This is a genomic window from Pseudomonas sp. No.21, assembly GCF_054558415.1.
The window spans coordinates 1-22,178 of record NZ_BAAJNO010000010.1 but is presented as its reverse complement, the minus strand read 5'-3'; the positions used below and the strand labels follow the sequence as shown (position 1 = coordinate 22,178).

General features: G+C 66.4%; 11 protein-coding genes and 1 pseudogene. 6 read left to right on the top strand and 6 right to left on the bottom strand.

Annotated features, from left to right (window positions below):
- Nucleotides 1–153: 153 nt before the first annotated feature.
- On the top strand, nucleotides 154–4,128 hold the full coding sequence (putA, locus tag ACYJSS_RS20870) for a trifunctional transcriptional regulator/proline dehydrogenase/L-glutamate gamma-semialdehyde dehydrogenase (protein ID WP_236204964.1): 3,975 nt from the start codon (nucleotides 154–156) through the stop codon (nucleotides 4,126–4,128).
- Nucleotides 4,129–4,634: 506 nt separating this feature from the next.
- Here putA and ACYJSS_RS20865 read toward each other — a convergent pair.
- The 3 genes from ACYJSS_RS20865 to ACYJSS_RS20855 form a co-directional block, all read right to left on the bottom strand.
- Entirely contained in the window at nucleotides 4,635–5,153 is a 519-nt protein-coding gene (locus ACYJSS_RS20865) for an ankyrin repeat domain-containing protein (protein ID WP_236204963.1), read from the bottom strand.
- Nucleotides 5,154–5,309: 156 nt separating this feature from the next.
- Nucleotides 5,310–5,606, bottom strand: coding sequence for an antibiotic biosynthesis monooxygenase family protein (locus ACYJSS_RS20860; protein ID WP_236204962.1), 297 nt, complete (start codon nucleotides 5,604–5,606; stop codon nucleotides 5,310–5,312).
- A 267-nt stretch (nucleotides 5,607–5,873) separates the two neighbouring features.
- Nucleotides 5,874–6,761 carry a LysR family transcriptional regulator gene (locus tag ACYJSS_RS20855; protein WP_111263122.1) on the bottom strand — a complete coding sequence of 296 codons (888 nt, stop codon included), beginning with the start codon at nucleotides 6,759–6,761 and terminating at the stop codon, nucleotides 5,874–5,876.
- A gap of 182 nt (nucleotides 6,762–6,943) precedes the next feature.
- Here ACYJSS_RS20855 and ACYJSS_RS20850 point away from each other — a divergent pair, with 182 nt between their 5' ends.
- A complete protein-coding gene (locus ACYJSS_RS20850) occupies nucleotides 6,944–8,179 on the top strand; it encodes an MFS transporter (RefSeq protein ID WP_236204961.1) in 1,236 nt (411 codons plus the stop codon).
- Nucleotides 8,180–8,239: 60 nt separating this feature from the next.
- Here ACYJSS_RS20850 and ACYJSS_RS20845 read toward each other — a convergent pair whose 3' ends face one another.
- On the bottom strand, nucleotides 8,240–8,881 hold the full coding sequence (locus ACYJSS_RS20845; RefSeq protein ID WP_236204960.1) for a hypothetical protein: 642 nt from the start codon (nucleotides 8,879–8,881) through the stop codon (nucleotides 8,240–8,242).
- A 351-nt stretch (nucleotides 8,882–9,232) separates the two neighbouring features.
- Here ACYJSS_RS20845 and ACYJSS_RS20840 point away from each other — a divergent pair, with 351 nt between their 5' ends.
- A complete protein-coding gene (locus ACYJSS_RS20840) occupies nucleotides 9,233–11,908 on the top strand; it encodes a patatin-like phospholipase domain-containing protein (RefSeq protein ID WP_236204959.1) in 2,676 nt (891 codons plus the stop codon).
- Nucleotides 11,909–11,923: 15 nt separating this feature from the next.
- Here the strand turns inward: ACYJSS_RS20840 and ACYJSS_RS20835 are convergent, their stop codons facing one another.
- Nucleotides 11,924–12,541 carry a hypothetical protein gene (locus ACYJSS_RS20835; RefSeq protein ID WP_111263126.1) on the bottom strand — a complete coding sequence of 206 codons (618 nt, stop codon included), beginning with the start codon at nucleotides 12,539–12,541 and terminating at the stop codon, nucleotides 11,924–11,926.
- A 51-nt stretch (nucleotides 12,542–12,592) separates the two neighbouring features.
- Complete coding sequence (locus tag ACYJSS_RS20830; RefSeq protein WP_236204958.1) at nucleotides 12,593–16,060, bottom strand: response regulator; 3,468 nt, start codon at nucleotides 16,058–16,060, stop codon at nucleotides 12,593–12,595.
- 310 nt (nucleotides 16,061–16,370) lie between these two features.
- Here ACYJSS_RS20830 and ACYJSS_RS20825 point away from each other — a divergent pair, with 310 nt between their 5' ends.
- From ACYJSS_RS20825 to ACYJSS_RS20815, 3 genes and pseudogenes are all read left to right on the top strand, one after another.
- On the top strand, nucleotides 16,371–18,509 hold the full coding sequence (locus ACYJSS_RS20825; RefSeq protein WP_236204957.1) for a type I secretion system permease/ATPase: 2,139 nt from the start codon (nucleotides 16,371–16,373) through the stop codon (nucleotides 18,507–18,509).
- Nucleotides 18,510–18,512: 3 nt separating this feature from the next.
- Entirely contained in the window at nucleotides 18,513–19,928 is a 1,416-nt protein-coding gene (locus tag ACYJSS_RS20820; RefSeq protein ID WP_111263128.1) for an HlyD family type I secretion periplasmic adaptor subunit, read from the top strand.
- 52 nt (nucleotides 19,929–19,980) lie between these two features.
- Nucleotides 19,981–22,178: pseudogene (locus ACYJSS_RS20815) on the top strand (hypothetical protein); the annotation flags it as partial.

Below are 22,178 nucleotides of genomic sequence, written 5' to 3'. Positions count from 1 at the left end.
TGGCACCAAGGCGGTGCGAGTAACGGACTGGTCGGAAACAGGTGATCGGAAATACCGGAAAACTTAGGTTGCACCTGGTTGCACCTCGCTTCACGCGCGGATACTCTTGGCGCCGCTAAGCCGTCGCGACCACGGCAGGAATGAGGATAAGAAATGGCAACCACCACCACCCTTGGCGTGAAACTCGATGAAGCGACCCGTGAGCGCCTCAAGGAAGCCGCACGCCAGATCGACCGCACGCCGCACTGGCTGATCAAGCAGGCCATCTACAGCTACCTGGAGACCCTGGAAAGCGGCAAGACCCTTCCCGAGCTCCAGGGCATCGCCGCGCGCCTGGCCGAGGGTGACCTGGAAGCGGTGGAAGCCCTGATCGACCCGATCCACCAGCCGTTCCTCGATTTCGCCGAAAGCATCCTGCCGCAGTCCGTGCTGCGTGCCGCCATCACCGGCGCCTACCGCCGCCCCGAGGAAGAGGTGGTGCCCATGCTGCTGGAGCAGGCACGCCTGCCCGCCGACATGGCCGAGGCCACCTACAAGCTCGCCTACGGCATCGCCGAGAAGCTGCGCAACCAGAAGAGTGCCAGCGGCCGCGCCGGCATCGTCCAGGGCCTGCTGCAGGAGTTCTCCCTCTCCTCCCAGGAAGGCGTGGCACTGATGTGCCTGGCCGAAGCCCTGCTGCGCATCCCCGACAAGGGCACCCGCGACGCCCTGATCCGCGACAAGATCAGCAACGGCAACTGGCAGCAGCACCTGGGCCAGAGCCCCTCGATGTTCGTCAACGCCGCCTCCTGGGGCCTGCTGATCACCGGCAAGCTGGTGTCGACCCACAACGAGGCCGGCCTCTCCAGTTCGCTGAACCGCATCATCGGCAAGTCCGGCGAGCCACTGATCCGCAAGGGCGTGGACATGGCCATGCGCCTGATGGGCGAGCAGTTCGTCACCGGCGAAACCATCGCCGAGGCCCTGGCCAACGCCAGCGCCTTCGAGACCAAGGGCTTCCGCTACTCCTACGACATGCTCGGTGAAGCCGCGCTGACCGAGGAAGACGCCCAGCGCTACCTGGCTTCCTACGAGCAGGCCATCCACTCCATCGGCAAGGCCTCCCACGGCCGCGGCATCTACGAGGGCCCGGGCATCTCCATCAAGCTCTCCGCCCTGCACCCGCGCTACAGCCGCGCCCAGTACGACCGGATGATGGACGAGCTGTACCCGCGCCTGCTGTCGCTGACCCTGCTGGCCAAGCAGTACGACATCGGCCTGAACATCGACGCCGAGGAAGCGGACCGCCTGGAAATCTCCCTCGACATGCTCGAGCGCCTCTGCTTCGAGCCGCAGCTCAAGGGCTGGAACGGCGTCGGCTTCGTCATCCAGGCCTACCAGAAGCGCTGCCCGTACGTGATCGACTACGTGATCGACCTGGCCCGTCGCAGCCGCCACCGCCTGATGATCCGCCTGGTCAAGGGCGCCTACTGGGACAGCGAGATCAAGCGCGCCCAGGTCGACGGCCTGGAAGGCTTCCCGGTCTACACCCGCAAGGTCTATACCGACGTGTCCTACATCGCCTGCGCGCGCAAGCTGCTGGCGGTGCCGGATGCCATCTACCCGCAGTTCGCCACCCACAACGCCCACACCCTCTCGGCCATCTACCACATCGCCGGGCAGAACTATTACCCGGGCCAGTACGAGTTCCAGTGCCTGCACGGCATGGGCGAGCCGCTGTACGAGCAGGTGGTGGGCAAGATCGCCGACGGCAAGCTGAACCGCCCCTGCCGCATCTACGCCCCGGTGGGCACCCACGAGACGCTGCTGGCCTACCTGGTCCGCCGCCTGCTGGAAAACGGCGCCAACACCAGCTTCGTCAACCGCATCGCCGACCAGACCATCTCCATCAAGCAACTGGTGGAAGACCCGGTCGTCAGCATCGAAGCCATGGCCGCCGCCGAAGGCGCCCTGGGCAAGCCGCACCCGCGCATCCCGCAGCCGCGTGACCTGTATGGCGCCGCCCGCGCCAACTCCAGCGGCATCGACATGTCCAACGAGCACCGCCTGGGCTCCCTGTCCAGTGCCCTGCTCAGCAGCGGCCACGCGGACTGGCGCGCCCGCCCGATGCTGGGCTGCCCGGTCTCCGAAGGCGAAAGCCTGCCGGTGACCAACCCGGCCGACCGCCGCGACATCGTCGGCCACGTGCAGAACGCCAGCCTGGAAGACGTCGGCAACGCCGTGCTCGCCTCGCTCAGCGCCGCGCCGATCTGGCAGGCCACCCCGCCGGTCGAACGCGCTGCCGCCCTGGATCGCGCCGCCGACCTGATGGAGGCCGAGATCCAGCCGCTGATGGGCCTGCTGTGCCGCGAGGCCGGCAAGACCTTCGCCAACGCCATCGCCGAAGTGCGCGAGGCCGTGGACTTCCTGCGCTACTACGCCGCCCAGGCGCGCCACGACTTCGCCAACGACAGCCACCGCCCCCTGGGCCCGGTGGTGTGCATCAGCCCGTGGAACTTCCCCCTGGCGATCTTCAGCGGCCAGGTGGCCGCCGCCCTGGCCGCCGGCAACACCGTGCTGGCCAAGCCCGCCGAGCAGACCCCGCTGATCGCCGCCCAGGCGGTGCGCATCCTGCTGCAAGCCGGCATCCCCGAAGGCGCCGTGCAGTTGCTGCCGGGTGAAGGCCATACCGTCGGTGCCGCGCTGGTCAGCGATGAGCGCGTCAAGGGCGTGATGTTCACCGGCTCCACCGAAGTCGCCGGCATCCTCGCCCGCAACGTTGCCGGCCGCCTGGACTCCCAGGGCCGCCCGATCCCGCTGATCGCCGAGACCGGCGGGCAGAACGCGATGATCGTCGACTCCTCCGCGCTGGTCGAACAGGTGGTGACCGACGTCGTCGCCTCGGCCTTCGACAGTGCCGGCCAGCGTTGCTCGGCCCTGCGCGTGCTGTGCATCCAGGAAGACGTGGCCGACCGCGCGCTGGAGATGCTCAAGGGCGCCATGTCCGAATGCCGCCTGGGCAACCCGGACAACTTCGCCATCGACATCGGCCCGGTTATCGACGCCGAAGCCAAGGCCGGCATCGACAAGCACATCGAGACGATGCGCAGGAAGGGCCGCCACGTGTTCCAGGTCGCCCGCACCGAAGGCGACGTGATGAGCCGCGGCACCTACGTGATGCCGACCCTGATCGAGCTGGAAAGCCTGGACGAGCTGGAGCGCGAAGTGTTCGGCCCGGTGCTGCACGTGCTGCGCTACAAGCGCCAGGACCTGGACCAGCTGCTAGACCAGATCAACGCCACCGGCTATGGCCTGACCCTCGGCGTGCACACCCGCATCGACGAGACCATCGCCAAGGTGGTGGACAAGGCCCATGCCGGCAACCTCTACGTCAACCGCAACATGGTCGGCGCCGTGGTCGGCGTGCAGCCCTTCGGTGGCGAAGGTCTCTCCGGCACCGGCCCGAAAGCCGGCGGCCCGCTGTACATGTACCGCCTGCTGGCCACCCGTCCGATGGATGCCGTGAGCCGCACCTTCAAGCGCATGGACGAACAGGCGGCCGACGCCCACCTGCGTACCAGCCTGGAGCAACGCCTGGGCAAGCCGCTGGATGCGCTTAAGGAATGGGCGGGCAAGGAAGGCAAGGCCGAGCTGGCCAGCCTTTGCGACAGCTTCGCCGAACTCTCCCAGAGCGGCCTGACCCGCACCCTCCCCGGCCCGACCGGCGAGCGCAACACCTACATGCTGCTGCCCCGCGCCAACGTGCTGGGCCTGGCCGACGACGAAGGCGACCTACTGGTACAGCTGGCCGCCGCCCTGGCGGTCGGCAGCGCGGTGATCTGGCAGGACGGCGACCTCACCAAGGCCCTGCGCGGCAAGCTGCCCAAGGCGGTACAGGCGCGCATCCAGCTGGTCGCCGACTGGAAGGCCGAAGGCGTGGAATTCGACGCCGTGCTGCACCACGGTGACTCGGACCAGCTGCGCGGCATCTGCCAACAGGTCGCCGCACGCAAGGGTCCGATCATCGGCGTCCAGGGCCTGTCCCAGGGCGAGACCGCAGTGCCGCTGGAGCGCCTGCTGATCGAGCGCGCCCTGAGCGTCAACACCGCAGCGGCCGGCGGCAACGCCAGCCTGATGACCATCGGCTGATGGCCGGCGGGCCCGGCGAACACCTGGCCCGCCACCCGTTCCAACCAGGGGCTCCGGCCCCTGGCGCCCGCCTCCTCAAGAGGGATGTGGGCCCCCAAGGTTCCCGGTGATCCGCCTGGCGCCTTTTCCAACAGGCGGCTCGTCCCGCCACCCAAGGCCTTCGGGCAAAGGAGCAGCGCCACAAGCGCCGCTCCTTTTTCATTTCTGGTGTTTGGAAATCTGAGAGGAAGGCTTTCGCGGGTTGCACCCGCCCTACGGCCGCCCCCTTTCCACGCCCTGCCGCCGACAGCTTTTGTAGGGTGGATGACGCTCTTTTCATCCACCAGGCAGTGCTGCCTGGGAACTCGGAGCCCCGTAGGTTGGGCTGAGGTACGAAGCCCAACGCGACAGACCCGAAGCACGCAACGTTGGGCCTCGCTACGCTCGGCACCAACCTACGGGGATGCGGCGGGCACGGAGTCAATCCAATCGCGGATGAATCCGCTCCCACCGGGCCCCATCCGGGATCAATGCCGGGCGGACAGCCGCTCCAGCGCCTGCGCCGCGCCCATCTGCCGGGCAGCGGACAGGGCGGTGGCGCCGCCGGCATCGGTGGCGTCGATGCGGGCGCCGTGGGCCAGCAGGCTGTCGATGATCTCGCCGCGGTTGAACATGGCCGCCATCATCAATGCCGTCTTGCCGTCGGGCGTCGCGCCTTCCACATCGGCGCCGTGGGCGAGCAGCAGCTCGACCATGGCCAGGTCGCCCTTGAAGGCGGCGCCGGCGAGCGGGGTCTGGCCGTTGTTGTTGCGCAGGTCCGGGTCGGCGCCGCGCTCCAGCAATACCCGCGCCGCCTCCTGGTGGCCGTGGTAGCTGGCCAGCATCAGCAGGCTGTCGCCCTTGTGGTTGCGCAGATCCGCCGGCAGGCCCCGGGCAAGCAGCGTGGCGAGGCCTTGCGCCTCTCCACTACGGGCCAGGTCGAACACCTTGTCGGCGAATTGCAGGGTGGCATCGTCCAGGGCGACCGCCGCGTTTTGCTCGCTCATTCAGGCTCTCCTCGAAGTGGCAGCTGGGCTGCGAAAATCAGTGGGGCCGATGATAGGGAAGCAGCCGGGGCGCGGCTCTTAGGGATTCTCTATGGGTGTGAAAGCCGCTGCGGATCGAGCGGGTACGCCTGCGCCATTGCAGCGCCGCGGCTGTCGCTAGGCGTGGTCGGTGAAATAGCGGGCTTCGAGCACCAGCGTCCCCTGCAGCACATCGGCCAGGCATTGCCCGCAGGTGCCATCGCAATAGTGCTCCAGCGCCGTCTGGTTGGCCCAGCAGCCCTGCAGCAGCCACAGGTCGGGGTCGTCGGGGGCGCGCAGCACCTCGTGGCTGATGCAGCCTTCGATGCGACGCGCCGGCTCGACCAGCGCCAGCAGGCGCTCGCCCAGCTCCTCCGAGCGCCCGTTGCGGGCGCGGAGGGATGCGAGGCTGGTAAAGGTTGGGGACAGGGTCATGGTCTGCTCTCCTCTTGCACGTGGCCCAGGACACAGGCCTCGATCAGCGGCGTGGCGAGGAACAGGGACGTCAGCACCAGCAGCCACAAGACCGTCGGCAGTGCTGCACGATCGGCCTTGCGCGGATTGCTTGCATGCGGCTCTCGCATCGCCTTCGACCTCGGCATGCGGCGCCCGTAATGGGCGCCGATACAGGGAGAGACTACGGACAGGAAGGCTTTTCCGGTTAGACGATTCCTGCGCGATGCTTGCCTGATCCTGCGAATCTCACGCGGTCAGCATCCGGATGAAGGAGCGCGACAGCGGCGAGCGCTCGTCACTGCGGCGCACCAGCCACACCGCCGTGGTCGCCGACGGGTCGAGCAGCGTGCGATAGACCACGCCATCGAACTGCATGCGGGTGAAGGAGGCCGGCAGCACCGAGACGCCGAGCCCCGCCGCCACCAGGCCGATGATGGTCAGCGCGCTGTGGGACTCCTGGGTGATACGCGGGCTGAAGCCCATCTCATGGGTCAGGGCGATCAACTGGTCATAGAGCCCGGTGCCGGCGGTACGCGGGAAATACACGAAGGGTTCGGCGGCCAGCGCCTGCAGATGCAGGCCCGCATCGAAGGCCGGGTCCGTCGCCAGCGGGTGGTCGGCGTGCAGCACCGCCACCAGCGGCTCGCGGAACAGCTCCACCGCCACCAGGGACTCGGGCAGCGGCAGCGGGCGGATCAGCCCCACCTGGATGCGCCCGTTGAGCAGCGCCTCGGCCACGTCGCGGCTGACCATCTCGTGCACCTCCAGCTGCACGTCCGGATGGGCGCGACGGAAGCGGAAGATGGCCTCGGGGATGACCGAGGTGAAAGGCGCCGACGAGGTGAAGCCGACCTTCAGCTCACCCAGCTCGCCGCGCTGGGCCCGGCGCGCCACCTCGGTCGCCTGCCCCACCTGGGCCAGCACCTGGCGCGCCTCGACGAGGAACAGCCGCCCCGCCTCGGTCAGCGCCACGCGGCGGTTGGTGCGCTCGAACAGGCGCGCGCCCAGCTCCTCCTCAAGCGCCTGGATCTGCTGGCTCAGGGGTGGCTGGGAGATGCCCAGCAGCTCGGCGGCGCGGCCGAAATGCAGCTCTTCGGCGACGGCGATGAAATAGCGGAGATGACGGAGTTCCATGGCTGGAATGATATGTCCTGCCTATCAAATATGCCGAACAATATATTGGAAAGTATCAGTCCCGGCCGATAGGCTTTTCCCATATCCCGAACGAACCAGCCACTCCACCCCACCAGAGGGTGCGACGGCACACGCCTGCGCGACAGGCGCCGGGGCCCTGATATCGCCTGCCGAGGTCCATGATGAAAGCGTCCGCCCAGGACACCGCGCTGCCCAGCCATATCGCCAAAGGCACCCCCGCCTTCCTGCGCACCAGCCTCGCGCTGTTCTGCGGCGGCTTCGCCACCTTCGCCCTGCTCTACTGCGTGCAACCGATGATGCCGGTGCTGGCCCGGGCATTCGCCATCAGCGCCACGCAGAGCAGCATGGTCCTGTCGGTTTCCACCCTCGCCCTGGCCTGCGGCCTGCTGCTGACCGGCTCGCTCTCCGACGCACTCGGGCGCAAGCGGGTGATGGTGGTCTCGCTGCTTTGCGCCGGGCTCTTCACCCTCGCCAGCGCGGCCATGCAGAGCTGGGAAATGGTGCTGGCCATGCGCGTGCTGGTGGGGCTGTCGCTGAGCGGGCTGACCGCCGTGGCCATGACCTACCTGAGCGAGGAGATCGACCCGCGCCATACCGGCCTCGCGGTCGGGCTGTACATCGGTGGCAACGCCATCGGCGGCATGAGCGGGCGACTGGTGGCAGGGGTGATGGTCGACTACGTCTCCTGGCACTGGACGCTCGCCACCATCGGCACGCTGGCACTGATCGCGGCCCTGGTGTTCTGGCGCGTGCTGCCCGAGTCACGGCACTTCCAGGCGCGCCCCATCACCGCGAAGAACCTCTTCGGCGGCTTCGCCCTGCATTTTCGCGATGCGCGCCTGCCGCTGCTGTTCCTCGAAGCCTTCCTGCTGATGGGCAGCCTGGTGACCTTCTTCAACTACATCGGCTTCCACCTGCTGGAGGCGCCCTACCAGCTCAGCCAGGCGGCCGTGGGCATGCTTTCCATCGTCTACCTGTCGGGCACCTACAGCTCGGCGATGGTCGGCTCGCTGGCGGATCGCGTCGGCCGGCAGAAGGTGCTCTGGGTGGTGATCCTGCTGATGCTGGCCGGCTTCGGCCTGACCCTGCTCGAGCCGCTGGCGCTGGTCCTGCTGGGCATGCTGCTGTTCACCTTCGGCTTCTTCGGCGCCCACTCGGTGGCCAGCAGCTGGGTCGGGCGCCGCGCCGTGCAGGCCAAGGGCCAGGCGGCCTCGCTGTACCAGACCTTCTACTACGCGGGCTCGGGGATCGCCGGCACCCTCGGCGGGCTGTTCTGGCACCGCGCCGGCTGGAGCGGCATCGGCCTGTTCATCAGCCTCATGCTCGGCCTGGCGCTGCTGATCGCCCTGCATCTGTCGCGCCAGCCACAGGGCGCGGCATGCACAGGCAAGCCGTAGGGGGAGTAAACCTGCGGAGCTTGTCCGTGGGCCCCCGCGAGCGCGGGAGCCCACTGAACATCAGCCCAGCTGCATGCCCAGCGACCTCAGCCGCGCGTCGGGGTCCTGGCTGACCGCAAGCCCCGCCCCCCCGGTCATCGCCCGCAGCGCAGCGGCGGGGTCTTCGGTCTTGTCGGCAGGGGCCTTGCCGTCACCCTGCAACGCCGCGTTGAAGGCGGCCATCTGCCGCCCGATCTCCTCGTCACTGGCACCGGCCTCCACGGCCCTCTGATAGAGGGCGACGCGTTGGCGGGTGACCTCATCGATACGCGCCTCGGCCTCGGCCGGGCTGATGGCGGTCAGGGGCTGGCCGGCGGAGAGGACGCGCCAGGGCGGGCCGGACGCGTCGACGGCCACGCCATCGCGGGTGGCCGCCTGCGCTTGCGGATCGCTGGCGGCGGAGGATTGCTGGCTGGCGGGGCTGTAGACCGCCTTGGGCGCCGCCTGGCTCGACGGATCGTCAGCGAAGCCAGGGTCACCTCCACCGACCTGGTCGAGAAGGCTCCTGGCCTCCTCGGAGATGGTCACCCTGTCCTGGTAGCGGGAAGCGTTGTCCTCCTGGACCTGGACGGACCTGTCGAGGGCGGAGATCGAGGGGTCTTTCATCGCGTTGGACTGCCTGATGTAGGAATACCAGTCGTTCACTCCTGCGTTGATCTTCATGGGGTTTCCTTTTGGCCGTGCCCGGCGAACCGCTGCCGGGGTTGGGGGGCTGGGGCTTGCAACTGCACCAAGCCGGCGTGTGCTGCCATACGGAATTTCAAGCACAGGGCCTGGGGAGCAATGGCCGTGCCAGCCACCGGCCACACAGGGCACCCGGCGACAAAAACCTTTGCCTTCAACGGCTTGAAAACCCACGCCAGCCGCGGCCTGCAGCCCTCGACGAGACTGCATGGGCCAGTGCTTGCCGGATGCGGCAGCCCCCTGCCACCCCGCTTGCCATGATGGCAATCGGCCCGACTCCTGCTTTACTTGGCGGACTTCGACGAGCGATGACGACCAGGGAGCGGCGCGATGGAAGACCAGTACAAGGCGGAACAGGACCGGATCACCTGGCGCCGCAAGGCCCTGGGCCTCGATAGCGGCAACGAGACACCGAGACGCCCCTGGGCCCTGGCCCTTTCCGGTGGCGGCATCCGCAGCGCCACCTTCTGCTTCGGCGTGCTCCAGGCCCTGGCCCGCGCGCCCATCGACCCCGGCGCCAATCGCCCATCGAAAGGCGACGAAGACGACCCGCACGCACGCCTGCTGCCGCGGTTCGACTACCTCTCCACCGTCAGTGGCGGCGGCTACATGGGCTCGTTCTTCTCCAGCCTGTTCCAGCCCGAGCGGCTGCGACCGGTCAATGGCGACGAGCAGGAAAAGGCCCGCCAGGCCGCCCTCGACGCCTACCGGGTGATGCGCTACCAGCCGCCGGGGCGCATCCACTCCTCCGACAACTACCGGGACGCCCCGGTGGGCGCCGGCCCCACCGCCTGGCTGCGGGAGAACGGTCGCTACCTGACACCCACCGGTGCCGGCGACCTGATCTACGCCCTGGCGATGACCTGGCGCAACTGGCTCTCGGTGCAGTACGTGATCGGCATGCCGATGCTGCTGGTGCTGGCCCTGATCGCCCTCGCCCAGGGTGTCGTCTGCCACCTCTGGCCGACCTGCCCGCTCTGCGCCAGCCTGCTGCTGGTGCCCGGCGGGGTGGCGCTGCTCAGCGTGGCACCGCTGATGCTCGCCTACTGGCTGATCTACTCGCGCAAGAGCCAGGACGAGCCCCCGGCCCTGGCCAACTGGGCGACCCTGTGCGCCGTGGTGATCGTCATCGCCATGGCCATCCCCGCCCTCTACCTGCAACTGCACACGCCCGACACCACCAACCCGGTGGAAATCCTGCTGTGGCTGACCATCATCGTCACCGTGCTCGGGCTGCTCTGGTGCGCGGCGCTGGTCTTCACCCAGGACCACGGCTCGACCCCCGATGACGCCGGCCTCGACGCCAACAACGTGCGCAACTACCGGCTGCGGGTCACCCGCGCGCTGAGCCAGGCGATCACCTTCACCGGCGCGCTGCTGGCCCTGGTGCTGCTCCACCAACTGGCCCAGGAGCTCTACGTGGTGCTCGCCCGGGGCTACTGGCAGGCGTCCGCTCCCGCCGCGTTGCTGCCGGCGCTGGCCTGGATCGCCCGCCACCTGGCCCGTGCCAGTGACGACAAGCCGCTACCCAGCTGGCTCAGCAAGCTGCCGCTGGACGTCATCGCCCTGGTCGCCGGCATCGTCATGCTGGTCTGCATCGCCCTGCTCTGGGGCCTGCTGGTGCAATGGGTGGCCTGGAACGGCCAGGTGCCCGGCCCGGATGTCATGCCGCCCTTCGCCCTGCAGCGCCTCACCGGGCTCGCCGTCGTGGCTGCGCTGCTGGCCTGGGTCTCCGGGCAGTTCATCGGCTTCATCAACCTTTCCACCCTGCAGGCCTTCTACGCCGCCCGCCTGACCCGTGCCTACCTCGGCGCTTCCAACGGCCAGCGCTTCGACGTGCCCAGCCGGCAGAGCCGCAAGCGCATGAGCGTGGCGCAAACCCTGTCCCGCGACGACATCGCCCTGGACGCCTACTACCGCACCCGTACCGCCGGCCCGCTGCACCTGATCAACGTCACCATGAACCTCACGGTCGACCCCTCCGAGCAACTGGTGCAGCGCGACCGCAAGGGCAAGCCGCTGTGCGTGGCGCCCTACTGGTACGCCCCGGGCAACCCCGGCGCCGAGGCGGTGAGCTTCATCCTCGACGGCGAGCGCAAGGTGCGCATCGCGCCCAGCGGCAAGGGCGAGATCAACCAGCCGCTGTCCCTCGGCCAATGGGTGGCCACCTCCGGCGCCGCCTTCAGCACCGGCCTGGGCCGCGCCACCAGCCTGGGCACCTCCCTGGCCCTGGGCCTGGCCAACGTGCGCCTGGGCACCTGGTGGCAGAGCAACTTCCCGCCGCGCCAGGCCGGCCCGTCGAAGAACTCCGAGCGCCTGTCGCGCTGGCTGCCGGCGCAGACCTACCTGTTCTACGAACTCACCGCGCACTTCCACGGCCATCGCCGCGACAAGCTCTACCTCACCGACGGCGGCCACTTCGAGAACACCGCCACCTACGAACTGGTACGCCCAGAGCGCGACATCGAACTGATCGTCATGTGCGACTGCGGCTGCGACCCGGACTACCGCTTCGACGACCTGGCCAACCTCATCCGCCTGTCACGCATCGACCACGCCCTGGAGATCGAGGAAGACACCGACGTGCTCGACCACCCGCTGCTGTCGCAGGTGTTCGCCAGCCTCGAGGCTTTCCGCCAACCACCGACGCCCACCGATCGCCATTGCGCCATGCTGCTCAACGTCTTCAGCAGCGGCGAACGCGACGACGCCGAGGCTCCGCGCACCCTCACCAGCCGCATCCTCCTGCTCAAGCCGCGGTTGATCGAATCGCTGCCGGTGGACGTGTTCAACTACGCCCGCGCCAACCCGGTATTCCCCAACCAGAGCACCGCCGACCAGTTCTTCGACGAGGCCCAGTTCGAGAGCTACCGCCAGCTCGGCCTGTGCATCGGCCAGCAGCTGTTCGGCGACGGCCTCAACCACAACGCCATCGCCAACGCCCTGTGGAGCTACCTGGCCAAGCCGCCGCGCGGCGTGCGCCTGAACCGCAAGGCTGATGATTGACGGTAAGCGGAGTAGTCAGGCTGGCGGGAAGGCAATGACCGTCAGCTTCACCGAGCCATCGAAAGAGCCCGGTTGCCGGGCGCTGTGCATCTGCCAGTGGTTCGCATCGTTCTGCGACTGGGTTATCACGCCGACGAAGGGGGCGGTCGAGGTCGAGGGATTGCGGCTACCCACGAAGTCACCCCCCAACCGGCTCGGCCGCATGGTCTGGAAGTCGAAATAGCGGAGCGTTCCCCCGGCCAGTATCGCGTTCAGCCAATGGCACTTGTTCTCGCTGTCATGAGGAACGAAACCCGACGCCAGCACCGCGAAAACGGTCTTCTCCGGCTGGCCCCGCATCCACGCCTCGGCATCGGCGCGATCGAGGGCGTCACCCGAGTGAATGGCCTTTCGGCCGGTATTGACGGCGACATAGTCGGCGATCGCAATGGCCTGGGCCTTGGTATCGGGCCCCATGGTCGTCTGGCAGTCCCCGGTTTCCCGGGCCTGAGCGACATGGGAGGAAGAAATGCTCGAGTGCCCAACCGTCAGGTTGACGGCCCCGGCCGCGGTACAAGCTGCGCAATTTCGGACCGACTCGCCCCGGTACGGCTGCCAGCGCAACCCGGATACCGCGTTCACATGATCGACCATGATGACCTCCCTGCTTCAGCGTCAGCGCCCGATCGAGGTCGCTGAAAACACTCAGAAACGCTCCAGCTGCGGTAGCCAGACGCGGATCAGCGAGAACAGGCGCTCCAGGTCGATGGGCTTGGCCAGGTAGTCGCTGGCGCCGGCCTTCATGCACTGCTCCTGGTCATCCTTCATCGCCTTGGCAGTGACGGCGATGATCGGCAGCCTGGCCCAGCGCGGCTCCTGGCGGATGCGCCGGGTGGCCTCGTAGCCATCCATCACCGGCATCATCACGTCCATCAGCACCAGGTCGATGTCGGGGTTCTCCTCGAGCTTCTCGATGGCCTCCTGGCCGTTGCGCGCAGTCACCACCTGGGCGCCCTTCTCGTCCAGCGCGCTGATGAGGGCGAAGATGTTGCGCACGTCGTCGTCCACCACCAGCACCTTGCGCTTCTCGAACACCTTGTCGCGGTTGCGCGCGGTCTGCAGCATCCGCTGGCGTTCGCTGGAAAGCGATGACTCGACCTTGTGCAGGAACAGCGTGACCTCGTCCAGCAGGCGCTCGGGCGAGCGCGCGCCCTTGATGATGATCGAGCGCGAATGCTTGAGCAGGTCCTCCTCCTCGTCACGGGTGAGGTTGCGCGAGCTGTAGACGATCACCGGCGGGAAGGTGCCGAGGTCTTCGGCGGCCATGCGCTTGAGCAGCTCGTTGCCATGCATGTCGGGCAGCTTGAGGTCGATGATCATGCAGTCGAACTGGGTTTCGCGCAGCCGCGCCAGGGCCTCCTCGCCCCGTTCGGCGGCGACCACCTGGATGTCCTCGTCGCCCACCAGGCGGGCGATGCCGTCGCGCTGCGAAGCGTCGCCCTCGACCACCAGCACACGCTTGACCTTCTGCGTGAGCTTGGCCTCCAGGCGCGAGAAGACGTCCACCAGCAGCTCACGGGTGGTGGGCTTCTGCGCATAGCCGATGGCGCCCAGGTGCAGCGCGGGCTCGGTGCGATCGTCGGTGGAGACGACGTGCACGGGAATGTGGCGGGTGTGCGGGTCGTCCTTGAGCCGTTGCAGCACCGAGAGGCCGGAGTCGTCCGGCAGGCGCATGTCGAGAAGGATGGCATCCGGCCCGTGCGCGCCCGCCAGGCGCAGCCCCTCGCCGGCGCTCTGCGCCACCAGGCAGCGGTAGCCGAGCTCGTGGGCCAGGTCGTAGAGGATCTGCGCGAACTTGGGCTCGTCCTCGATCACCAGCACGCAACGCCCGTCCTGGTCGGCCAGGCCGCGGTCGTCGGGGAAGGCCGGCACCTCCGGCTTCTCCTCGTCCGGGGCCGGCGTCGGCTCGGGCAAGGGGGCCGGCTCGGCGGGCTCCGGGGTCGCCTCCTCGGCCTGGTAGCTCTCCGGCAACCAAAGGGTGAACAGGCTGCCCTGCCCCGGCTCGCTGCGCAGCTCGATGCTGCCACCGAGCATCTGCGCCAGGTTGCGCGAGATCGACAGCCCCAGGCCGGTGCCGCCGAAGCGCCGGTTGGTGGTGCCGTCGGCCTGGCGGAAGGCCTCGAAGATGAAGTTCTGCTGTTCCTGGCTGATGCCGATGCCGGTGTCGGCGACATCGAAGGCGATGCCGCCCTCCGCCGGGCGCACGCGCAGGCGCACGCTGCCCTCATGGGTGAACTTGAAGGCGTTGGAAAGCAGGTTCTTGAGGATCTGCTCCACCCGCTGGCTGTCGCTGAAGAACTGCCGGGGCGCGGCGGCGTCCACCTGCACCTCGAACGCCAGCTGCTTCTCCGTCGCCTGTGGCCGGAAGAGGTTCTCCAGGTTCTCCACCATGCGCGCCAGCTCGGTCTGTTCCGGGCGTATCTCCAGGCGCCCGGCCTCGACCTTGGCGATGTCGAGGATGTCGTTGATCAGCTTCAGCAGGTCGGTGCCGGAGGAGTAGATCAGCTCGGCGTATTTCACCTGCTGCCCGTCGAGGTTGCCCTTGCGGTTCTCCGCCAGCAGCTTGGAGAGGATCAGCGAACTGTTCAGCGGCGTGCGCAGCTCATGGGACATGTTGGCGAGGAACTCGGACTTGTAGCGGCTGGCCCGCTCCAGCTCCTCGGCCCGCTGCTCCAGCTCCTTGCGCGCCCGGTCGAGGGCATGGTTGCGCTCGTCCAGGGTGTCGCGCTGCTCCACCAGGCGCAGGGTCTTCTCGTTGAGCTGCTCGTTGGTCTGTTCCAGCTCGGCCTGCTGGGTCTCCAGGCTGGCCTGGGATTCGCGGATCAGCCGCGCCTGGTCCTCCAACTCCTCGTTGGCGGTGCGCAGCTCTTCCTGCTGCACCTGCAGCTCCTCATTGAGCTGCTGGGTCTCGGTGAGCACGTCGTGCAGGCGCTGGCGATAACGCGCAGCCTCGATGGAGGCCCCGAGGCTGCCGCCGATGGCATCGAGGAAAGCCTGGTCACGCTCATCCAGCGGCCGCAGGAAGCCCAGCTCGACGATGCCGTTGACGCTGCCTTCGGTGGCCGTGGGCGCGAGCATCACCGAGAGCGGATCGTCGCTGCCCAACCCGGAATTAACCTTGAGGTAGCCAGGGGCGAGACCCTCCAGTACGCGGGAGCGACGCTCCACCGCCACCTGGCCGACCATACCGGCGCCATCGGCGAAGGCCTGCTCGCGGGCCCGCTCCTCGGGGGAGAAGCCGTAGTCCGCCACGCGGCGCAGCTCACCGCTCTCCTGCCGCACGTAGAGCGCACCCACCACCATGCCCATGTATTGGGCGAGGAAATCCAGCACCGCCCGCCCGATGCTGGTGGAGGTCTGCTGGCCGATGATGGACTCGGCCAGGCGCGACTGCCCTTCACGCAGCCAGGCCTGCTGCTGCAGCTTCCGGTTGTCGGCGAGCTGGCGCTCCAGCGTGGCGCCGTAGGCGCGGGAAAGGCCCAGCAGCTCACGCCGCCCGACGAACGCCAGCAACCCGCTGAAACCGAGGCTGAACAGCAGGTAGGCGACGACGGTAAAGATGGCGGTGTTGCTCGCCCGCTCGTTGCGCTCGTGGCGCAGCTGCTGCTCGGCAGCGATGAAATCAGCGAAGGTCCGGCGGATGCCGTCCACCAACTGCTTGCCCCGCTTCTCGCGGATGGCGGTGGTGATGTCCTGGTTGGCGCGGCGGCGCTCGATCATCTCCTGGGCGAAGGTGCCCCAGCGCTCCTGCATGGCCTGGATGCGACGCACCTTCTCCAGCTGGACGGCATTGTCCCCGACCAGCTCGGCCAGTTCCTCCATCCGCGACTCCAGGCGCGGCGTGGCCTCTTCGAACGGGTCGAGGAACTCGTCTTCCCCGGCGATCAGGTAGCCGCGCAGGCTCGATTCACGATCCAGCGTGTAGCGGAAGCCTTCATTGGCCTTGGCCATGACCATGTCGGTGTGCTCGACCCAGCTCAGCACGTACAGCAGGTAACCGATCAGGGCGATGAACAGCGCGGCGCCGAGCACGCCAATGCCGATCGGCAGGGCCACATTGCGGGAGAGGATGCGGCGGAAACTTCTTTCGTCGATGCTGGCGGTAGCGTTCATCGGCTGTCCCTGGAATGGATGCGCAAGACCCGTAGACGGGCGCCCAACGCGTCGCCGATTCCCTGGTGACCGCTGGGCTGTGGTGCACAGCGCCGAGCGCTGCCTGAGGAAAATGTAGCTAGTTGTGCCCGTTTCGCCCGGGAAAGATGGCAGGACGCCGCCATCGGAGCGGTCAAACCCGGGCCTCCCGGACTTTCGCCACGCAGAATGAGAACCGCTCATCAACTGCCTGCTTTGCGGCTTGGCCGAGCATTGGCAGAATGACGCGCGCATTGCATGGCGCTATGCCACCACCAAGGACGGACTCCTGATGCAGGACAGCACCCCTAACGAGCCAGGGCAAGGGCTCGACGCGGGCCTCGCATGCCTGGTCATGCTTGCGCGTTTCCATAACGTCGCCGCTTCCCCCGAACAACTCGCCCACGAATTCGCCGAAGACGGCCACCCATTCGGCAAGGCCGAGCTGCTGCTCGCCGCCAAGAAGCTCGGCCTCAAGGCACGCCCCGCCCGCAGCACCATCGCCCGCCTGGAGCGCACGCCGCTGCCGGCGATCGCCTGTGACCGCGAGGGTGGCTTCTTCATCATCGCGCGGCTGGACGACGGCAAGGCGCTGATCCACGACCCGCGCGCCCAACGCCCCGAGGTGCTGGAGTTCGAGGCCCTGGCCGAGCGCTGGGGCGGCGAGCTGATCCTGATCCGCTCCGAGGCCTCCCTGGCCGGCGAACTGGCGAAGTTCGACTTCACCTGGTTCATCCCCGCCATCGTCAAGTACCGCAAGCTGCTGGGCGAAGTGCTGCTGGTGTCCTTCGTGCTGCAGATCTTCGCGCTGCTGACTCCGCTGTTCTTCCAGGTGGTGATGGACAAGGTGCTGGTGCACCGCGGCCTGTCGACCCTGGATGTGATCGCCATCGGCCTGCTCGGCATCATGCTGTTCGAGACGGCGCTGTCGGGCCTGCGCAGCTACGTGTTCGTCCACACCGCCAGCCGCATAGACGTGGAGCTGGGTTCACGGCTGTTCCGCCACCTGGTGACCCTGCCGCTGGCCTACTTCCAGGCGCGCCGGGTGGGCGACTCGGTGGCGCGGGTGCGTGAGCTGGAGAACATCCGCAGCTTCCTCACCGGCAACGCCATCACCCTGGTGCTGGACGTGCTGTTCTCGGTGGTGTTCATCGCCGTGATGTTCTTCTACAGCGGCTGGCTGACGCTGGTGGTGCTGCTGTCGCTGCCGCTGTACTTCCTCATTTCCCTGATCATCACCCCGGTGCTGCGCGCACGGATCAACGAGAGCTTCGCCCGCGGTGCGGAGAACCAGGCCTTCCTGGTGGAGACGGTCAATGGCATCGACACGCTCAAGGCGATGGCGGTGGAACCGCAGATCAACCGCAAGTGGGACAACCAGCTGGCCGGCTACGTGGCGGCGAGCTTCAAGACCCAGACCCTGTCGACCATCGCCAACGAGGGCGTGGGGCTGGTGGGCAAGCTGGTTACCGTGGCGACCCTGTGGCTGGGTGCGCGGCTGGTGATCGACGGCGACCTCAGCGTCGGCCAGCTAATCGCCTTCAACATGCTCGCCGGGCGGGTGTCGCAGCCGATCATGCGCCTGGCCCAGCTGTGGACCAACTTCCAGCAGACCGGCGTCTCGGTGCAGCGCCTGGGGGACATCCTCAACACCCGTACCGAACTGTCCCAGGCGGCGCGCAGTGCGTTGCCGCCGATCCGTGGCAACGTCGAGTTCGACCAGGTGCACTTCCGCTATCGCCCGGATGGTTCCGAGGTGCTGCGCGGGGTGAGCCTGAGCATCCAGGCCGGCGAGGTGATAGGCGTGGTCGGCCGCTCCGGCTCCGGCAAGAGTACCCTCACCCGCCTGCTGCAACGCCTCTACACGCCCGAGCGCGGGCGGGTGCTGGTGGACGGCATGGACCTGGCGCTGGCGGACGTGTCCTCGCTGCGCCGGCAGATAGGCGTGGTGCTGCAGGACAACATGCTGTTCGCCCGCAGCATCCGCGAGAACATCGCCCTCACCGACCCCGGCGCGCCCATCGAGGTGGTGATGCAGGCGGCCAAGCTGGCCGGTGCCCACGAGTTCATCCTCGAGCTGCCCGAGGGCTATGACACGGTGGTGGGCGAGCACGGTGCCTCGCTCTCCGGCGGCCAACGCCAGCGCGTGGCCATCGCCCGGGCGCTGATCGGCAACCCGCGCATCCTCATCTTCGACGAGGCCACCAGTGCACTGGACTATGAGTCCGAACGCATCATCCAGCAGAACATGAAGGACATCTGCCGGGGCCGCACGGTGATCATCATCGCCCATCGCCTCTCTGCCGTTCGCGATGCCAACCGCATCGTGGTGATGGACCGCGGGCAGATCGTCGAGCAGGGCACCCACGCCGAACTGCTCACCCACCAGGCCGGGCATTACTCGCGCCTGCACCGACTGCAGCAGGGGTAAGCCATGGGCGCCAAACGCGAACTGATCAACCGCTACCGCACCGCCTGGCGTCACGCCTGGCGCCACCGCAAGGCCATGGACGCCCCGCAGCGCCTGAGCCACGAGGTGCAATTCCTCCCCGCCGCCCTGGCCCTGCAGGAGCAGCCGCCACACCCGGCACCGCGCTACATCCAGTGGGCGATCATCGCCTTCGCCGCGCTCGCGCTGGTCTGGGCCTGCGTCGGCGAGATCGACGTGGTGGCCACCGCCACCGGCAAGATCGTGCCCAGCGGCAAGACCAAGATCATCCAGCCCAGCGAGGTGGCGGTGGTCAAGGCGATCCACGTCTACGACGGGCAGAAGGTCAAGGCCGGCGACCTGCTGGTGGACCTCGACGCACAGATCACCGGCGCCGACGTCGACCGCCTGAAGAGCGACCTGCTCGCCGCCCAGGTGGACAGCGCCCGCGCCCGCGCCCTGCTCGATGCCATCCAGGACGGCGGCGAACCCACCTCCCTCGCCGCGCTGATCCCCGAGGCCAGCCCCGAGCAGCAACTGGCCGCCCAGCGCTGGCTGCAGGGCCAGTACCTGGAACTGCGCAGCACCCTCGACCAGGCCGACGCCGAGATCGACCAGCGCGTCGCCGAGATCCAGGCGGCCAAGGCCTGGGTGGCCAAGCTGGAGGAATCCCTGCCCATCACCCGCCAGCTCTCCGCCGACTACAAGCGCCTGCTGGACAAGGCCTATGTGGCCAAGCACGCCTACCTGGAGAAGGAACAGGCGCGCCTCGACCAGGAGCGCGAACTGGCCATCCAGCAGGCCCGTGTCATCGAACTCACCGCTGCCCGCAGCGCCGCCGAACGCCAGCGCAACACCGTGCTGGCCCAGACCCGCCGCGCCATGCTCGACCTGCAGCACGAATCCGAGCAACGCGCCGCCTCCCTCGCCCAGGAGCTGAAGAAGGCCGAACAGCGCGACCGCCTGATGCGCCTCACCGCCCCGGTGGACGGCACCGTGCAGCAACTGGCCATCCACACCAACGGCGGCGTGGTCACCGAAGCCCAGCCACTGATGGTCATCGTGCCCAGCGACCAGCCGGTGGAAGTGGAAGCGATGCTGGAGAACAAGGACATCGGCTTCGTCCACCCCGGCCAGGAAGTGGAGATCAAGGTCGAAACCTTCACCTTCACCAAATACGGCGTGGTGCACGGCACCGTGCAAAGTATCTCCAACGACGCCATCGACGACGAAAAGCGCGGCCTGGTCTACAGCACCCGCATCCTGCTCAAGGAAAACAGCATCCAGGTCGGCGACAACCGCATCGAACTCTCCCCCGGCATGGCCGTGCGGGCGGAGGTGAAGACGGACAAGCGAAAGGTGATCGATTATTTCCTGAGTCCGTTGAAGGAATATCAGGATGAGAGTTTGGGGGAGCGGTAACACCACTCTTCCACTTCAAAATTCAATACTCAATAAAGACAAGGAACGTACGATGTCTAATGAAGAACAACCCCGCGACCACGTAGTTATCAGCACAGATGGCCTGCGTGTTTATGATACGGGCGGGTATGAGGCTGAAATAGGACTGGATGGATCCGTTGTATTCAAAGACAAACACGGAAACATCTTCGAACCGAGCTTCGACGGTTCATCAGTTACCTATGTCTCTGGAAATTCCACCATAAAGGTAGAGACGGACGGAACTGTAACGCTTCATACAGAACGAGGACCAGGCGAGACAACTATCGTCTCCAAAATAGGGGCTGACGGGAAGACCAGCATAGAGAGAGCCACTATCTCTGGGACCCCGCTGTCTCTTGGTAAAAGAGTCATGTTTGTAAGCGTTGGTGTGAAACTGGAGTGGACGCCACAAGATGGATGGTCACTCGATGGCGAACTCCAGATATTTGGCATGACACTGCCTGAGATCGCTGACACCGCTTACGCTGCGGTTGAAAACTCTGGTGTTGGTCAGCTTTTGGGAAGCCGTGATGAATATACGGACGCATTCGTCAATGGTGAAACTACCGACTCCTACATCGTATGGGTGCGGAAAAGAAATCAGGCCCAAGTCAAAGCAGAAACCAACCAGCGCTTCAACGAAGCAAACGCCTTCGTCGAACGCCGCTATGACCCCCTCAGTCTCGATCTGGACGGCGACGGCATTGAAACCGTCGGCGCCAATACCGGCATCACCTTCGACTTCGATGGCGATGGCCTGAAGACCGGTACCGGCTGGGTCAAGGGCGACGACGGCTTCCTCGTGCTGGACCGTAATGGCAACGGCCAGATCGACAATGGCGGCGAGCTGTTCGGCGTCGACACCGTCAAGGCCAACGGCCAGAAGGCCAGCAATGGCTTCGATGCGCTAAAGGATTTCGACAGCAACGGCGATGGCGTCTTCGATGCCCGGGACACCCAGTTCGCCAATGTGAAGATCTGGCAGGACGCCAACCAGGACGGCATCGCCCAGGCGGGCGAACTCAAGACCTTGGCCGAGCACAATATCGTCGCCATCAACCTGGATTCGACGGTGAGCAGCTACAACTCCAACGGCAACCTGATCAGCGCCGTCGGCAGCTTCGTCCGTGGCGATGGCAGCGAAGGCACCGTCAACGCCAACCAAAGCCTGGCCGCCAATCTGGACCTGGCCAGCAACCCCTTCTATCGCGAATTCACCGACCACATCGCCCTTGACGACACGGCCAAGGCCCTGCCGGACATGAAAGGCTCCGGCGCGGTGCGTGACCTGCGCGAAGCCTCGATGCTCAACGCCGAGCTCAAGACCCTGCTGACCACTTACTCCCAGGCGCAGACCCGCGAAGAACAGATGGGCCTGCTGGATCAGCTGATCGCCGAATGGGCCAAGAGCGCCGACTACCAGACCTTCGATAAGCGCATCGATGCGCTGGATGACGGCACCACCGATGTACGCTTCCAGTACTCCTGGGAAGCCAGCGGCACTCAACCGACCGAAGCGCAGCAGAACACCCGGAAGCTTCTTGAGCGTGTGAAAGCGCTGGAAGTGTTCAATGCGCAGAACATCCTAGAGTTCGGCAAGGTGAAAGCTGGGGCAAACAGTCTGACGTTGTCAATTAGCATTGGTGCTGGCAGCAGCAATAGCACTTACAACACTGCCCAAGGCAACGTAGTAATCAACGAAAAACAACTATCACTGAATGCTGGACAAGCCAGCTTATTGAATCAGGCTTACGAAAGCCTCAAGCAGTCCATCTACGATGGGCTATTACTGCAGACTCGCCTAAAAACATATGTAGATGCAATTAATCTAAATATCACGAATGCCGGGATGGAGCCTGATTACAATCAGATGCACACGCTATTCGCAACTATAGCGAGTGAAAATCCACTCAAGGCTATTAGCGACGCATTAGAATTCTCCCAAGCTTGGAAAGACAAAAAATCAGCCGACTCTTTAAAGCTCTCTTTCATTCCTGCAATAGTAGATCAGTTATCCGCAGTGGAGATTAATGAGTTTCGCGACCAGATAGCCGAGCTTAGCTCTCAGCATATTCAACTGGGCAGCGACTCCAACGACGCGCTGATAGGTACGGCTAACAACAACTATATATTGGGGCTGAGTGGCAACGACTCCATCTTCGGCGGCTTCGGTAACGACATCATCATCGGCGGCAAGGGCAATGACACCCTCAACGGCTATGACGGTGC

Coding starts and splice junctions, on each gene's coding strand:
- ACYJSS_RS20845 (WP_236204960.1), bottom strand. CDS start 8,881: ATGAAGATCAACGCAGGAGTGAACGACTGGTATTCCTACATCAGGCAG.
- ACYJSS_RS20860 (WP_236204962.1), bottom strand. CDS start 5,606: ATGACCCTGTCCCCAACCTTTACCAGCCTCGCATCCCTCCGCGCCCGC.
- ACYJSS_RS20840 (WP_236204959.1), top strand. CDS start 9,233: ATGGAAGACCAGTACAAGGCGGAACAGGACCGGATCACCTGGCGCCGC.
- ACYJSS_RS20820 (WP_111263128.1), top strand. CDS start 18,513: ATGGGCGCCAAACGCGAACTGATCAACCGCTACCGCACCGCCTGGCGT.
- ACYJSS_RS20835 (WP_111263126.1), bottom strand. CDS start 12,541: ATGGTCGATCATGTGAACGCGGTATCCGGGTTGCGCTGGCAGCCGTAC.
- ACYJSS_RS20830 (WP_236204958.1), bottom strand. CDS start 16,060: ATGAACGCTACCGCCAGCATCGACGAAAGAAGTTTCCGCCGCATCCTC.
- putA (WP_236204964.1), top strand. CDS start 154: ATGGCAACCACCACCACCCTTGGCGTGAAACTCGATGAAGCGACCCGT.
- ACYJSS_RS20855 (WP_111263122.1), bottom strand. CDS start 6,761: ATGGAACTCCGTCATCTCCGCTATTTCATCGCCGTCGCCGAAGAGCTG.
- ACYJSS_RS20865 (WP_236204963.1), bottom strand. CDS start 5,153: ATGAGCGAGCAAAACGCGGCGGTCGCCCTGGACGATGCCACCCTGCAA.
- ACYJSS_RS20825 (WP_236204957.1), top strand. CDS start 16,371: ATGCAGGACAGCACCCCTAACGAGCCAGGGCAAGGGCTCGACGCGGGC.
- ACYJSS_RS20850 (WP_236204961.1), top strand. CDS start 6,944: ATGAAAGCGTCCGCCCAGGACACCGCGCTGCCCAGCCATATCGCCAAA.